The sequence below is a fragment of the Mycobacterium liflandii genome (assembly GCF_022354805.1).
In the GTDB taxonomy this organism is placed as follows: domain Bacteria; phylum Actinomycetota; class Actinomycetes; order Mycobacteriales; family Mycobacteriaceae; genus Mycobacterium; species Mycobacterium marinum.
On the sequence record NZ_CP023138.1, the window covers coordinates 685,325 to 699,736 of the forward strand.

General features: G+C 65.8%; 10 protein-coding genes, 1 pseudogene and 1 riboswitch. Of the genes and pseudogenes, 2 read left to right on the forward strand and 9 right to left on the reverse strand.

Going from position 1 to position 14,412, the window contains the following annotated elements; genetic code table 11:
- The first annotated feature begins 46 nt into the window (after positions 1 to 46).
- Positions 47 to 499, forward strand: coding sequence for a hypothetical protein (locus tag CKW46_RS03240; protein ID WP_238559480.1), 453 nt, complete (start codon positions 47 to 49; stop codon positions 497 to 499).
- A gap of 118 nt (positions 500 to 617) precedes the next feature.
- On the opposite strand, the gene CKW46_RS03245 is transcribed toward CKW46_RS03240, so the two are convergent.
- Positions 618 to 893, reverse strand: coding sequence for a hypothetical protein (locus tag CKW46_RS03245; RefSeq protein ID WP_015354018.1), 276 nt, complete (start codon positions 891 to 893; stop codon positions 618 to 620).
- 238 nt (positions 894 to 1,131) lie between these two features.
- Here CKW46_RS03245 and CKW46_RS03250 point away from each other — a divergent pair, with 238 nt between their 5' ends.
- Positions 1,132 to 1,689 carry a TetR/AcrR family transcriptional regulator gene (locus CKW46_RS03250; RefSeq protein WP_011742382.1) on the forward strand — a complete coding sequence of 186 codons (558 nt, stop codon included), beginning with the start codon at positions 1,132 to 1,134 and terminating at the stop codon, positions 1,687 to 1,689.
- Positions 1,690 to 1,747: 58 nt separating this feature from the next.
- Here CKW46_RS03250 and CKW46_RS03255 read toward each other — a convergent pair whose 3' ends face one another.
- The 8 genes and pseudogenes from CKW46_RS03255 to CKW46_RS03290 all read right to left on the reverse strand — a co-directional run bounded on the left by CKW46_RS03255 (position 1,748) and on the right by CKW46_RS03290 (position 14,327).
- Positions 1,748 to 3,361: an FAD-binding protein gene (locus CKW46_RS03255; protein ID WP_482052805.1), complete on the reverse strand. Its 1,614-nt coding sequence runs from the start codon at positions 3,359 to 3,361 to the stop codon at positions 1,748 to 1,750.
- Between the two features lie 117 nt (positions 3,362 to 3,478).
- Positions 3,479 to 4,864 (reverse strand): L-serine ammonia-lyase, encoded by a 1,386-nt coding sequence (locus CKW46_RS03260; RefSeq protein WP_015354020.1) that lies wholly within the window; start codon positions 4,862 to 4,864, stop codon positions 3,479 to 3,481.
- Positions 4,861 to 6,138 carry a serine hydroxymethyltransferase gene (gene glyA / locus CKW46_RS03265; protein ID WP_482052806.1) on the reverse strand — a complete coding sequence of 426 codons (1,278 nt, stop codon included), beginning with the start codon at positions 6,136 to 6,138 and terminating at the stop codon, positions 4,861 to 4,863. Before glyA ends, CKW46_RS03260 begins: the two co-directional genes overlap by 4 nt.
- A complete protein-coding gene (locus CKW46_RS03270; RefSeq protein ID WP_117436707.1) occupies positions 6,135 to 6,539 on the reverse strand; it encodes a glycine cleavage system protein H in 405 nt (134 codons plus the stop codon). The genes glyA and CKW46_RS03270 overlap by 4 nt, the downstream gene beginning before the upstream one ends.
- Before the next feature lie 46 nt (positions 6,540 to 6,585).
- A complete protein-coding gene (gcvT, locus tag CKW46_RS03275; protein WP_482052807.1) occupies positions 6,586 to 7,713 on the reverse strand; it encodes a glycine cleavage system aminomethyltransferase GcvT in 1,128 nt (375 codons plus the stop codon).
- Between the two features lie 17 nt (positions 7,714 to 7,730).
- Positions 7,731 to 10,521, reverse strand: a pseudogene (gene gcvP / locus CKW46_RS03280) (aminomethyl-transferring glycine dehydrogenase).
- 256 nt (positions 10,522 to 10,777) lie between these two features.
- Positions 10,778 to 10,869: riboswitch (glycine riboswitch) on the reverse strand.
- Between the two features lie 317 nt (positions 10,870 to 11,186).
- A complete protein-coding gene (locus CKW46_RS03285; protein ID WP_482052808.1) occupies positions 11,187 to 12,557 on the reverse strand; it encodes an aromatic ring-hydroxylating oxygenase subunit alpha in 1,371 nt (456 codons plus the stop codon).
- 9 nt (positions 12,558 to 12,566) lie between these two features.
- Positions 12,567 to 14,327, reverse strand: coding sequence for an N-acyl-D-amino-acid deacylase family protein (locus tag CKW46_RS03290; RefSeq protein ID WP_015354026.1), 1,761 nt, complete (start codon positions 14,325 to 14,327; stop codon positions 12,567 to 12,569).
- Positions 14,328 to 14,412: the final 85 nt, after the last annotated feature.

Sequence of the window (14,412 nt, forward strand, 5' to 3'; positions counted from 1 at the left end):
CTAAGCGATGCCCATCCCAAGACCGACCACTGCCGACGCCCCGGCGATGCTCGAACCTGACGGATGGCCCGGCATCGAGGAAGACCTCGTGTCGGACCTGGCGGTGATGTTGCGCCGCACGTGCGCGCAGCTCGAAGACGTGGGGGAGGCGTGCTGGGAGGCGGGGGCGCTGTTTGAGGATGGTCGTTGGCAGGGCCCGGCCGGCGCCGCAGCCGCTGTGAGGTTCGAGGAAATCCTGGAACAGATGAGGTCCGTGCTGGCCGCTCTCGCACTTGTCACCGACTGGCACTTCGACGTGTGCGAATTCGCCACGGAGGTCAAGGAGGATATCTTCGCCGGCGTCCTCAGCACTCAAGCGCTGATCGAGGTGACACGGGAGGCCCAACCCGAAGCGGTCCCGCCGTTGATCGCGGCGCAGCATGTGAGCAACATCTTGAAGGTCAGCGGGCTCGGCCTGCACATTGGGGCCGACGGCACGGTGCTGCTGGCCGAGATCTGAGCGGCACAGATCAAGATCGCCAACGGGATCCGCACACCAGGTCCCTACCAAGTCCGAAGAGCCGGTCAACGCCGGACCGGATTGGTCAGCTGGCGCGCGTCCGCCCGGCCGGGGTGACCTACCTCCCGGCCGCATCGGCCTCTTGGTAGGCGCGGGCCGCGGCAGCCATATCATTCGACAGCTGGAAAAGATCCTTTTGGATAGCCAGCAGCCTCGCGTTCAACGTTCCCAACATGGCCGGCGAAAGCCGATTGAAATGCACTGATGCCGGATCAGTTCCGATCGCAAGGACTCCCGGCGGAATCCTCGGAAAGTCAGCTGCGGTACTGATCGCGAACAGCTCACCCGCCGCAGTCCGCAGGCTGGGGATACTGACGGTCAGAGGGGAGGTCATTGCTGGATCCCTTTGGTTGTCTTCGGCGTTGGGCGTTGGGCGTTGGGCGTTGGTAGGTGGAGTGATTGACCGCTGCCGGCTTGGCTGGTTAGTAGTCGAGTGCTTCGCGTAGTGCGGCAGCACTACGCGCCGCCGCACTACGCGAAGCACTGGGCTACTGAGCGGCCAAGATGGCAATCCGCTATGGGTTAGATCTCAATATCCCCACTGTCAACGATCGTTGAATACACTGGTTGGCATGCCCGTGAAGACGCGAGACGCAACCGCCACCCGGTCAGCGATCCTGGACGCTGCACAGTCCCAGTTCGGGGAGAACGGGTTCGAGCGAACAACCATCCGATCGGTGGCCAAGGCCGCCGGGGTCGATCCGGCGCTGGTCATGCACTACTTCGGCAGCAAGGCGGGGCTCTTCACGGCAGCCACCCGATTCGACATCAAATTCCCGGATCTCTCGGGCATCCCAATGGACCGCATCGCCGACGCGCTGCTGCCCAATTTCCTCAGGGTGTGGGGGCCCAGGGGGGCATTCCTCCCGCTACTGCGCGCGGCCGCGACCAACCGTGACGCGGCGGACGCGCTGGTCGAGGTGTTCGTCGACCGGGTCGGCCCAGCGCTATCGGCGATCGTGCCGGACCGGGGGCCCGAACGCGCCGCGCTGGTGGCAGCGCAAATGGTCGGTGTGGCGACGGCCCGCTACGTAATCGGCCTCCCGCCGTTGCTGCACATGGACGACGAGGAACTCATCAGATGGCTGCGGCCGGTGATCGTGCATTACCTGACCGACCCCGCGCCGTGACGACCGTTTCCGGATCCGAACTTGCCCGAGCCGGCTTCCCCGTTGCGCTGCCGGTGGGCTATTCGAGCGCGGCGCTGGCGGCGTGGGTGCCGGCGCGACGCCCGGAAAACACGCAATCTGCGATGGACAGCCCGCTGACATAGGAGTTGGAGCAGATGCCGGTTGCCGTGCGACCCGCACCGAACAAACCGGGAATCGCCGCACCGGATGCGTCGAGCACGGCTCCGGTCTGTTCATCGACCTTGATCCCGCCGAGGGTCAGCATCGGGGTGGGGTTGAGCAGGCTGGGCCGAACCGAGATGTTCAGCAGGGTGAAAGGAGCGCGGGCTACTCGGCGCACAAATTCCGCGGGCTTACCGGCGGGGTCTGTCGCTGCGGCGTCGATTGCGTTGTTGTGCGCGTCGACGGTGGCCTGCAGGCCGTCGGGATCGACGCCCGCCTTGCGCGCCACGTCGACCAGCGTCTCGGCCCTCACCGAATCGGCGACCATCAATGCCGCGGCTTGAGCGCGCTGAAACCACAACGGCTGCTTGAGCATCTGGCGCCGAGCTTCATTCATCAAGTCCGCATCGGTGACCAGCCATGCCCTGGCGTTGTGATCTTGCACCAAGGCTTTGCCGACCGCAGCGCCGTACCGACTCTCGTCGATGACGCGTTGACCTTGCTGGTCGACCATGACGGTGCTGATGAATGCGCTCGGTGGCGTGATGAAGCGCCATGCCGAGACGTTGTCCATCCGTTCGGTGACCGCTCCCACGCTCTGTGCCAGCGCAATACCGCTGCCATCATCACCGCTGGTGCCGAGTTGAAGCCCGGTCACGTAGCGCGGGGCATACCGTTTGATCCATTCGCTGTTGGCGATGAAGCCACCGGCACACACGATCACCCCTCGGCGTGCCCGGATCTGAACCGCGCGGGCGTAGCGTCGCTTAAGGGCACGCAGGCGGCGCTCCATCAAGTTTCGCAGCGGCGGATAGTAGATCCCGGGCTTGGTGGACACCGCCGCCAACGCGGCATACGCCCGCCGAATGCGGGGTGGCGCATCGTGCATCGTCATCGCTTCGACTCCGGTCACCCGACCCGTCGAGTCCTGCAGCAGCTTTGTCACCTTGGTGTGGGGGTAGAACTGAACACCAAGGGAGAGTGCGGCTTTGGCCAGTGGCGCATATAGCTGCTTGCCCGAGGTGCCTTTTCCCTTGACTCGGTGTCCGCGCTGGACGGGCGGAGTGTGGCTGCGAAACGCCCCGGAATTCTCGCTACCCGAGTGGTAGAGGTAGTAGTGATTATTCGGAAACGAGGTTTTGTAGGGACAAACGGTGGAGTCGAAAGGCACGCCGTAGTTGCTCAGCCAGTCGATCATTTCGGGGCTACCGCGCACGAATGATTCCAGGGTCGACTCGCTGACTGCATCTGCGACTTCGAGGCGGAGATAGGTCAGCATCTGTTCGAAGCTGTCGCGCACACCGGCTTGCTGCTGGACCGCCGTACCACCGCCGGCATAGATGATGCCGCCCGATATCGCGGTTGCGCCACCACCATTAGCCCGATCCAGCGCCACCACCTGCACGCCCTGTTCGCGTGCCGTGATGGCCGCGGACACACCTGCCGCGCCAAAACCGATCACGACTACGTCGGTGGATTCGACAATGTGCTCCGGTGTGTCATCAGCCATGCGGCTACCCCAATCAGTCTTCGTTTGCCGGCGCGGGTGACTGTAACAGGTGCCAATGCGCGGCGAAGGGGATCGAGGCGGGCTGCACCGGCGGCATGGGGAGCGACCGAAACGTCCTCAGCACTCGACGATGTTGACAGCGACGTTGATGGCCAGGCCGCCGGCCGAGGTCTCCTTGTACTTGGCGTGCATGTCGGCGCCGGTAGCCCGCATGGTGTCGATCACCTGGTCAAGGGTCACGCGGTGGAAACCGTCACCCCGCAGCGCCATTCGGGCGGCGTTGATGGCCTTACCCGCGGAGATCGCGTTGCGCTCGATGCAGGGGATCTGCACCAGCCCGGCGATGGGATCGCAGGTCAGGCCAAGGCTGTGTTCCATGGCAATCTCGGCGGCGTTCTCCACTTGCCGCGGCGTGCCACCGAGGACCTCTGCCAGTCCGGCGGCGGCCATCGCGGCCGCGGAGCCGACTTCGCCCTGACAGCCCACCTCGGCCCCGGAAATCGACGCCCGCTCCTTGAATAGGGATCCGATGGCGCCCGCGGTCAGCAGAAAACGAACCGTGGCGTCGTCGGAGTCCGCGGTACCGGCCCGTGTGTAGTGGGCGGCGTAATGCAGGACGGCGGGCACAATGCCGGCCGCACCGTTTGTTGGCGCCGTGACGACGCGGCCGCCGGAAGCGTTCTCCTCATTGACGGCCAGCGCAACCAGGTTGACCCAATCCTCGGCGAATTCGGGTTTGCGGTTCGGGTCTTCGGCGTTCAAGCGCTCATACCAGCTCTTCGCGCGACGCCGCACCTGCAGGCTGCCAGGGAGTAAACCGTCGCGCGAAATGCTCTGCTGTTCGCACTCCACCATGACGTCGCGTAGGTGCAGCAGACCGCTTCGGACGTCTTGTGCACTGCGACAGCAGGATTCGTTGCGTAGCGCCACCTCGCTGATCGAGATGCCGAATTGGTCGCAGATGTCGAGCAACTCCTGGCCCGAGGAGTACGGCAGGGGGGTGCGACATGAATGGCGGTCGTCGCTGTGATCGGAACCCGCTGTGACGATAAAGCCGCCGCCGACAGAGAAGTAGGTCTCGGTGGCCAGCACCCGCCCGCCGGAATCGGTGGCGGTCAGCGTCATCCCGTTGGGGTGGGTGGGCAAGACGACGTCGGGATGCAGCTTGACGTCCCCCTCGGTAAGGGGGACCGCCACGGTGCCGTCGATCCGGGTGACTCCGGACTCGGCGATTTCGGCGAGCCGGCGCTCCTTGGCTTCGCTGCTGATCGCCTCGGGCTGAAAGCCTTCCAGGCCGAGTAGCACCGCGGACATGGTGCCGTGGCCCGCGCCGGTGGCCGCGAGTGAGCCGAAGAGATCGATTTGTACCGCGGCGACGGCATCGCGCTGCCCCGCGCTGCGCAGCGCAGCGATGAACTCGTTGGCCGCGCGCATCGGGCCCACGGTGTGGGAACTGGAGGGCCCGATGCCCACGGTGAAGAGTTCGAAAACGCTGATCGTCATGGCTTGTGCAGTTCCGGGTACAGCGGATAGCGCGCGGCGAGCTCCTGGACCTGCTTGCGCAGCTCACCCAGCTGGTCGTCGTCAGCAGCGGTCAGCGCCGCCGCGACGATGTCGGCTACGGCACCGAAGTCATCGTGGGAGAAGCCGCGCGAGGCCAGCGCGGGGGTGCCGATGCGCAGCCCGGAGGTGACCATCGGGGGCCGCGGATCGAATGGGACGGCGTTGCGGTTGACCGTGATGTCGACGGCGGCCAGCCGGTCCTCGGCTTGCTGGCCATCAAGGTCGGCGTTGCGCAGGTCGACCAGCACCAGGTGAACGTCGGTTCCGCCGGTCAGCACGGTGATGCCCCGTTCGGCGACATCGGGCTGGTTCAACCGATCGGCCAGGATTTGGGCACTGTCGAGGCAACGCTGTTGGCGCTGCACGAATTCGGGCTGCGCAGCCATTTTGAAGGCGGTGGCCTTCGCGGCGATGACGTGTTCGAGCGGCCCGCCCTGCTGGCCGGGGAACACCGCGGAGTTGATCTTCTTGGCGATGACCGCATCGTTGGACAAGATGATGCCGCCGCGCGGCCCACCCAGCGTCTTGTGCGTGGTGGAGGTGACGACGTGCGCGTGCGGCACCGGGCTGGGGTGCAGGCCGGTGGCGACCAGGCCGGCGAAATGTGCCATGTCGACCATCAGCACGGCACCGACCTCGTCGGCGATCTCACGGAATCGGGCGAAGTCCAACTGCCGGGGGTATGCCGACCAGCCCGCGATGATCATCTTGGGCTGGTGATCGCGGGCTGATTGAGCGACGGCATCCATGTCAATGAGGTAGTCGTCTTTGGACACCTCATAGGCCGCGACGTTGTAGAGCTTGCCGGAGAAATTGATCCGCATCCCGTGGGTGAGGTGGCCCCCGTGAGCCAGCGAGAGCCCGAGAATGGTGTCTCCGGGATTGAGCAACGCGTGCATGGAGGACGCATTGGCAGTCGCACCCGAATGTGGTTGCACGTTGGCGTATTCGGCGCCGAAGAGCGCTTTGACGCGGTCGATGGCCAATTGCTCCACGCCGTCGACGAATTCGCAGCCGCCGTAGTAGCGCCGGCCCGGGTAGCCCTCGGCGTACTTGTTGGTCAGGACCGAGCCTTGGGCCTGCATCACCGCCAGCGGTGCGTAGTTCTCCGAGGCGATCATTTCCAGCCCGGTTTCCTGGCGGTTGAGCTCGCTGTCGATCAGGGCCGCGATGTCGGGGTCGAAGGTGCTTAGGGATTCGTTGAGGATGCTCACAAGCTTAGTCCGTTCTGTCCGGCGTACTCGCTGGCGGTCAACAGATCTCCTACGGCCGTCGGCTGCACGGAGTACAGCCATCCCGCGCCGTAGGGATCGGTGGCGATGGTTGCCGGGTCATCGAGGGCGGCGGTGTTGACCTCGACGATCTCACCGCTGGCGGGGGCGATCAAATTCGAAACGGTCTTTGTCGATTCCACTTCCCCGCAGGATTCGCCCGCGGAGACGGTCTCGCCGACCTCGGGCAGTTGCACGAAGACGAGGTCGCCGAGGGCTTCGACGGCCACCGAGGTGATGCCGACGCGGACGGGACCGTCGGGTGTGGCCGCACCGGGCGCGATGTCGATCCACTCGTGGTCAGCGGTGTAGCTGCGGTCGCCAGGTATTTTGCGGTCGGTCATGGTCGCCTTTCTTGGGATGCGTGGGCGGTCGCGATGGTCATGAGGATCAGGCTGGGCGCGGTCGCACGTAGAACGGTGTCGCGACTACCCGGAAGCGTTCCATGCTGCCCCGGATATCCACGGCGACAATGGAATCAGCGTCTACCGTGCCGGCGTCGACGTAGCTGATCGCGATCGGGTAGCCCAGCGTGGGAGAAAGGGCCCCCGACGTGACCGTCCCGATCTGCCGTTGGCCGTCCTCGGTGTACACCGCATATCCGGCCCGAGCGGCGCGCTTGCCGAGTCCCTGCAGGCCGATCAGCGTGCGTCGCGGTCCCTGCGCGGCCAGTTCGGCGAGGGCATCGCGGCCGACGAAGTACTTCTCGAGCCGTACCGTTCGGCCCAGTCCCGCGTCGTATGGGCTGGTCTCCAGCGAGAGTTCATGGCCGTAGAGCGCCATACCGGCTTCCAGCCGCAGCGTGTCGCGGCAGGCCAATCCGGCCGGGATGACGCCGTCGGCGCGACCGGCGTCGAGTAGCAGGTGCCAGACCGGGGCGGCGTGCGCGTTGTCGACGTAGAGTTCGAATCCGTCTTCGCCGGTGTATCCGGTGCGGGCCAGCAGCACTGGTATCTCGCCCAGCTGTACTTGCGTGGCCGCGTAGTACTTGAGCTCGGTGACCGTGGCCCGGTCGGCCTCGGCGACCACCTTGCACAGCATCCGCTCGGCGACGGGTCCCTGCAACGCGATGAGCGCGGTGTCCTGGGAACGGTCGGTGACCGTGGCGTCGAATCCGGCGGCCCGTTGGACCAGCGCTTCGTAGACGGCCGCCACGTTGGCGGCGTTGGCAACGACGAGGAAATTGTCCTCGGCGAGCCGATATGCCACCAGGTCATCGATCACACCGCCGTCCTCCCGGCACAGCAGTGAGTACTTGGCCTTTTCTACCTTGAGGCCGGAGAACGCGCCCACCAACGCGTAGTCCAGGGCGGCCGCGGCCCCGGGACCGAGGACCTCGATTTCGCCCATGTGCGACAGATCGAACAATCCGGCGGCGCTGCGCACGGTGTGATGTTCGGTGAGCTCGCTGCCGTAGCGCACCGGCATTTGCCAGCCGGCAAAGTCGGTGAAGCGGGCACCCAGCTCATGGTGCTGCTGCAGCAATGGAGTGGCCGGTGTGATTCTGCTGGTCGTCATGTCTATTCCCTTGCTGGTCAAAGTACTTGAAGTGACGCGGATTTCGGCGGCAACGTTGACTCGAAGGCCGCTGGCGACGGGCACGAGCAGACCAGGTTGCGATCGCCGTGTACGCGCATCGATGCGCCGCACCGGAGGCCAGTACTTGTCGGTGACCAGCCAGGGCGCCGGGAATGCGGCCACACTGCGCGGGTACGGCAGGTCCCAGGTATCTGCACACACCATTTCGGCGGTGTGCGGGGCTTGGCGCAGTGGGCTGGCCTCCAAGGGCCACTCGCCCCACATGACCAGGTCGATTTCGCCGCGGATGGCGACCATCGCATCGACGAACCGGTCGAGCTCGGCCAGATCTTCGGACTCGGTCGGTTCCACCATCAGTGTGCCGCTTACCGGAAACGCCAGCGTGGGGGCGTGGAATCCATAGTCGATGAGCCGCTTGGCGATGTCCTCTGCGGTCACTCCGGAGCGGCGGGTCAATTCCCGCAGATCCAGAATGCACTCGTGGGCGACCAATCCGTGTGGACCGGTGTAGAGCACCGGGTAGTGGTCGTTGAGCCTGGCGGCCAGGTAGTTGGCTGACAGCACGGCCGACTTGGTGGCCGTGGCCAGGCCGTCGGGACCCATCAGAGCGATATAGGCCCAGGTGATCGGCAAGATCCCGGCTGATCCGTAGTTCGCCGCCGCCACCGACGAGTCACTGGTGTCCTGGTGCGGGTCGTCCGGCAGGAACGGGGCCAGGTGCGCCCGCACCGCGACCGGGCCCACACCGGGTCCACCCCCGCCGTGCGGAATGCAGAATGTCTTGTGCAGGTTCAGATGTGAGACGTCGCCGCCGAAATGGCCCGGCCGCGCGATTCCCACCAGCGCGTTGAGGTTGGCGCCGTCGATGTACACCTGGCCGCCCGCCTTGTGCACCAGATCGCACACGGTGGTGACGTCGGGCTCGTAGACACCATGGGTGGACGGGTAGGTGAGCATGATGGCCGCCAGCTCCGCTGAATGGGTGCTGATCTTGGCGCGCAGGTCGGCTAGGTCGATGCTGCCGTCGGCGGCGGTGGCCACCACGACCACCTGCATGCCGGCCAGCACCGCCGAGGCCGCGTTGGTGCCATGAGCCGACTGCGGAATCAGGCAGATTCGGCGTTGCTGCTCGCCGCGACTGGCGTGGTAGTCGTGAATGGCGAGCAGGCCGGCGAGTTCGCCCTGGGATCCCGCGTTGGGCTGCAGCGAGACGCGGTCGTAGCCGGTGATCTCGGCCAGCCAGCGCTCGAGATCGGCGATCAGCTCCCGATATCCCGTGGTCTGCGCAATCGGGGCGTGCGGGTGGATGGCCGCGAACTCCGGCCAGCTGATCGGGGCCATTTCGACCGCGGAGTTGAGCTTCATGGTGCACGAACCCAGCGGGATCATGGTGCGGTCCAGGGCCAGGTCGCGATCCGAGAGCTTGCGCAGGAACCGCATCATGGCGGTCTCGGAGCGGTGTTCGTGGAATACGCCGTGCTGCAGGTAGGGCGTTGTCCTGAGCAACTCCGAGCCCAGGGGGGATCGGCTCGGCGCGATGCGTTCGACATCGAAGGCCTTGAGCACCAAAGTGATGACCTCGGTGGTGGTGGTCTCGTCGCAGCTGATTCCGACATGATCAGAACCCGCACGTCGCAGATTGATGCCGAGGCTTTCCGCGCGTGCGATCAATTCGCCGGCGCGGCCTGGGACTTCGACCAGCACGGTGTCGAAGAACTGGTCATGGGCCACGGTGTAACCGTGGTGGCGCAGGCTGGCCGCAATCGACACAGCATGGGCGTGAACTCGAGAAGCGATGTCGCGCAGCCCCTCCGGTCCGTGATAGACGGCGTACATCGCGGCGACGTTGGCCAGCAGTGCCTGGGCGGTGCAGATGTTGCTGGTGGCCTTGTCGCGGCGGATGTGCTGTTCGCGCGTCTGCAGGGCAAGTCGGTAGGCCGGTGCGCCGTTGACGTCCTTGGACACCCCGACCAGCCGGCCCGGCAGTGCCCGCTCCAGCCCGCTCCGGACCGCCATGTACCCGGCGTGGGGCCCGCCGAAGAACAGCGGAACACCGAATCTCTGGGCCGAGCCCACCGCGATGTCGGCGCCGAGTTCCCCTGGCGGGGTCAACAGGGTCAGCGACAGCAGGTCCGCGGCGACGGTGGTCATGGCGCCCCGGGCTTTCGCGGTGGCGATCAACCGGCCCAGGTGCCGTACCGCGCCGCTGGCGCCGGGTGCTTGCAGCACGATGCCGAAGAAGTCGCCCTCGGGCAGCTTCTTTTCGATGTCAACGAGTTCGATGTCGATGCCCACCGCTGCCGCACGGGTCCGAAGCACCGACAGGGTCTGGGTGAAGCAGTCGCTGTCGACCAACAGTCGTGCAGACGGGCTCTTGTTGGACCGCCGCATCAGCAGCATCGCTTCCACGACCGCTGTCGCCTCGTCGAGCAACGACGCGCCGGCCAGTGGCAGCCCGGTGAGGTCCTCGATCATGGTCTGGAAGGTCAGCAGCGCCTCGAGACGGCCCTGCGAGATCTCGGGCTGATAAGGGGTATACGCCGTGTACCAAGCCGGCGATTCGATGAGGTTGCGGCGCAGCACTTCTGGTGTCACACACGGCGAGTAGCCCTGGCCGATCATGGACACCCGGATCGTGTTGCGTTCGGCCATCGAGGCCAGATCGGTGAGTACCTGCTGTTCAGTTCGAGCCGCGGGCAGGGCCATCGGCGCGGTGTTTCGGATCCACGCCGGCACGGCAGCATCGATGAGGTCATCGAGGCTGGGGTAGCCGACCGTGGCGAGCATGTGCGCAATCGCCGCAGGATCGGGGCCGATGTGACGGGGCACGAAACTGGAAGCGACAGCGCGACCGCCGTGCAGTTGTTCATATGTTTCAGACAAGGGGCAACTCCGGTTTCCGTGGGCCCGAATCGCACCGGGCTGGTTGCTCCCTCCCCGCTCTGTCCTGAAACCTGAGAGTCTGTGGCGCCGCCATTACAGCGACGTCGTACACCTTCGGTAAGGCACGGTCTAGGTGACCGATCCTTGTCTCCAGAGTCGCCTCGGCGATGCGGTACTGGGGCCTGAGAGATTCTCGGGGAGGAGATTGCTCCTACGGCGCCTCGATAGCGAGGTTTCTCCCGCGTCGCGTCAACAGCAATGTTGTTGGCTATTTTGTTGTGACGAGCAGTCAACATACACACCGACTCGTCGTCTTGTCACTCCCCCGATTGGCCACATTTGGCGGTGCCCGGCGGTTGGCCGGACACCGCACGGGCGGGCGGTTGGCTGCAGGCCCGGGGCGACCAAGACCGGACACATTTGACCATCGAGCGTTAAACGCGGATGCGCACAATAATATTCGGGGCCCGCGGCGCCGCATTCGGACCGCTGTTCAGCTGCGAAAACGGCGGCCGGAGCTGTGGTGGGTGCCGGATCGATTGCTGATCCGATCCGCCCGATGTGAACCATCACACACGCGGGGCCCCCGGTCCGGGGCGAAGTCCGCCCCCGCTCATCCGCTCGGGTTCGGGTAGATCAAGGTAGCGCTCCAGGTTGCGGTGCATGTTGATGATCCGCCGTTCCTCGCCGGACAGCACCAGATGGGTGAAGCCGGGCTGATGCAAGCCGCGCTGGACACCCGGGAGCACTCGGATGTCTTGAGTGAGCACGATCCCGGGCTCGGCCTGATCGGCGGCCATCCGGACGTCTGTCGGCTTGTTGTGCGGCGCGTCCGGCGGCATCCGCGTCATCAGAAACATCACCATCTCGCCCTTGTCGGGATCGGCGAAGTGCTCCGGCTGGGGCCGCGAGCACATGATGGTCAGGTGGTCCGCGTTGGCCAGAAACGTCATGTTGGGAAACAAGTTGTACTGATGCAGCGGGGTTATCCGATCGGTGTCGGCCCACTCGAGGTCGACACCGCGGGTGGCGGCAAAGGCTCGGGTGCGTGCCGCAATGAGATCCTGAACCGCCTGGCCGGGCCGGCGCTCGTCGGCCGGCAACGGCGTGCCTTCGGCCGCGCCCATCAGCGCACCCTGCGTGTAAACGTAAGCGTCCCAGACCTCTTGGTCGCTCAGGGTGCCTTCGAAGCGTGGGCTCGGCACACCGTAGGGCTGGTCCGACTTCCCAGCGTGCCTCCAGATCTGTTGTGGGGCGTGAATATCGTCGACACAGCGCAACAATTCGGGATGCAACGTCTGAATGCGGTAGGTCTCGCTGTAGCCGTCAGCGATGGTCTTCCAATTGGCATCGACTTCCACGGTGAGCGTGGCGTAGCAGCGAAAATCACTCAGCCCGCACCACGCGATGTCTTCGGGTATCGGGTCCAGGTAATCCATCAATGGCATCGCGGTGACGTCGAGACTGACGAAGACCAGGCCCTCCCAGGTCTCGACCCGCACGGGCAGCAACGGGAAGTCGGGCATGTGCAGCGAGCCGAAACCCTTGCGATTGGGCACTCGCCGCAGTTCTCCGGTCAGATCCCAGGTCCAGCCGTGGTAGCCGCACTTCAGTTCACGCAGGCCCGAACCCGAGCCCGCGCACAGCGAATTGCCCCGATGGCGACACACATTCTGGAATGCGCGCAGCACGCCGTCGCAGTCGTGGACGATCAGTACCGAATAGGGGCCGCAGCGGTATTCGAAGTAGTCGCCCGGCGCGGCGACATGGTCGAGCATGCAGGCGAGCTGCCACACCTTGGGCCACATTCGTTCGATTTCGAGCTGGGCGAACGCGGGGGAGTGGTAGCGCTGCGCGGGCACCAGTGTCGGGGAAGCCGGCGGAACTCCAATCGCGTCCTCGTCGCGAGTGCGGGCGGGATTGCCGGCGGCGGTGCTCATCGCGTCCCGCTAACGCGCTCCGCGCACCAGGCGGCCGGGACGGGCTCCGGTGTCGACACCGCCACGGCGGGTCACCGCTCCGCTGACGATTGTGGCGGCGTATCCGCTTGCGCCCTGCAATATCCGGTTGCCGCCGGCGGGCAGGTCGTAGGCCATCGCGGCCGGATGCAGCCGCAGCGCTTCGAGGTCGATGACGTTGAGATCGGCTTTCTTGCCGGGCTCGATGGTGCCGCGGTCGGTGAGGCCGAACAGGTGGGCCGTGTCGCGGGCCTGCTTGCGGATCACATATTCCAATGGCAACTTCTCGCCCCGCTTGCGATCGCGTGCCCAATGGGTCAGCAAGAAGGTGGGGTAGGAGGCGTCGCAGATCATGCCGCAGTGAGCGCCGCCGTCCGAGAGCCCCAGAACGCCGGCCGGGTGCAGCATCATTTCGCGGATCGCATCGCAGTTTCCGTCTGCGTAATTGAACAGCGGCAACATCAGCATGGCGCTCGCGTTCGATTCGAGCACCAGGTCATAGAGGGTCGCCAGCGGATCCTGGCCGCGGGCTTGGGCTATTGCGGCGACGGTGCGGTCGCGGGTGGGTTCATAGTCGGGCGGATCGCCTAGCGCATAGAGGCGTCCCAGCGAGTACTGAACGAAGGCGGACATGCCGTCGAACAACACGTTCGGGTCGATGGGTAGGTCGTCCTCGGACAGGATCGCGGCTTTCACCGCGGGATCGGCCAACCGTTGCGCGAGCTCGTCGCGGGTGCAGTCGGCCTTGAGCCGGCGGTAGGTCGGGCGGTGGGTGAAGGCGTGGTGACCTTGGAACCCGATCATCATCCCGAACGGGCGCGCGGCGATCTGCGGGTGCAGGCGGCTGCCCGCCGCGTGCGCGCTGGCCGAGAGCTCCAGCTGCTCGCGCCACAGGTTGGGATCGGCGTCCACCTGGATCAGGGCGAACGATACGGGTCGATCGATCTCACCGGCCAGGCGCCGCATCCATTCCAGTTCCCTTCTCGGCCCGACGATGTCCTCGCCCGCGGCGCCCTGCGGGGCGAGCTCGAAGACGGCCTGTCCGCCGGCGGCCATGGCGCGCCCCAGCCCGAATAGCTCGTCCTCGGCGGCGAAGGTTCCGGGCACCGGTTCGCCGTCCATCGCGCGGTGAGCCTGCGTGCGTGAGGTCGAGAACCCGAGCGCACCGGCCTCGATCGCCTCGGTGACCAGCCGGCCCATCGCCGCGATGTCTTCGGCGGTGGCCGGTTCATTACGGGCGCCGCGTTCACCCATCGTGTATGCGCGCACGGAGCCGTGGGCGATCTGGCTCCCCACGTCGATGGAGAACTTCTGCTTGCCGATCGTGTCGAGGTATTGGGGGTAGCTTTCCCAGCCCCAGGTGATGCCCTCGGTGAGCGCGGTGCCGGGGATGTCCTCGACCCCCTCCATCAGCCTGATCAGCCAGTCCTCGCTGCCGGGGCGAACGGGTGCGAAACCCACCCCACAGTTGCCGGTGACCACGGTCGTCACCCCGTGCCCGCTGGAGGGCTCCAGGGTGCTGTCCCAACTCACCTGACCGTCGTAGTGCGTGTGGATGTCGACGAAGCCGGGGGCCACCACCTGACCGGTGGCGTCGATGGTTTCGGCGGACTCACCGCCCAGGCCGGGATCATCGGTGCCCCGCCGGACGACGTCGACGATCTTGCCGTCCTTGATGCCGATGTCGGCCCGGTAGCGTGCGGCCCCGGTGCCGTCAACGACGGTGCCGCCGACGATCTTCAAATCGAACATGAGCCCTCTGAGCCTCTCCCTGGTCGCGCGGCTGCGACGCGAGCCACCGGCCTGCCAACCCGGACCTGGATGGTTATTACGCTAC

Coding starts and splice junctions, on each gene's coding strand:
- CKW46_RS03290 (WP_015354026.1), bottom strand. CDS start 14,327: ATGTTCGATTTGAAGATCGTCGGCGGCACCGTCGTTGACGGCACCGGG.
- CKW46_RS03285 (WP_482052808.1), bottom strand. CDS start 12,557: ATGAGCACCGCCGCCGGCAATCCCGCCCGCACTCGCGACGAGGACGCG.
- CKW46_RS03250 (WP_011742382.1), top strand. CDS start 1,132: ATGCCCGTGAAGACGCGAGACGCAACCGCCACCCGGTCAGCGATCCTG.
- gcvT (WP_482052807.1), bottom strand. CDS start 7,713: ATGACGACCAGCAGAATCACACCGGCCACTCCATTGCTGCAGCAGCAC.
- CKW46_RS03270 (WP_117436707.1), bottom strand. CDS start 6,539: ATGACCGACCGCAAAATACCTGGCGACCGCAGCTACACCGCTGACCAC.
- CKW46_RS03260 (WP_015354020.1), bottom strand. CDS start 4,864: ATGACGATCAGCGTTTTCGAACTCTTCACCGTGGGCATCGGGCCCTCC.
- CKW46_RS03245 (WP_015354018.1), bottom strand. CDS start 893: ATGACCTCCCCTCTGACCGTCAGTATCCCCAGCCTGCGGACTGCGGCG.
- CKW46_RS03240 (WP_238559480.1), top strand. CDS start 47: ATGCTCGAACCTGACGGATGGCCCGGCATCGAGGAAGACCTCGTGTCG.
- CKW46_RS03255 (WP_482052805.1), bottom strand. CDS start 3,361: ATGGCTGATGACACACCGGAGCACATTGTCGAATCCACCGACGTAGTC.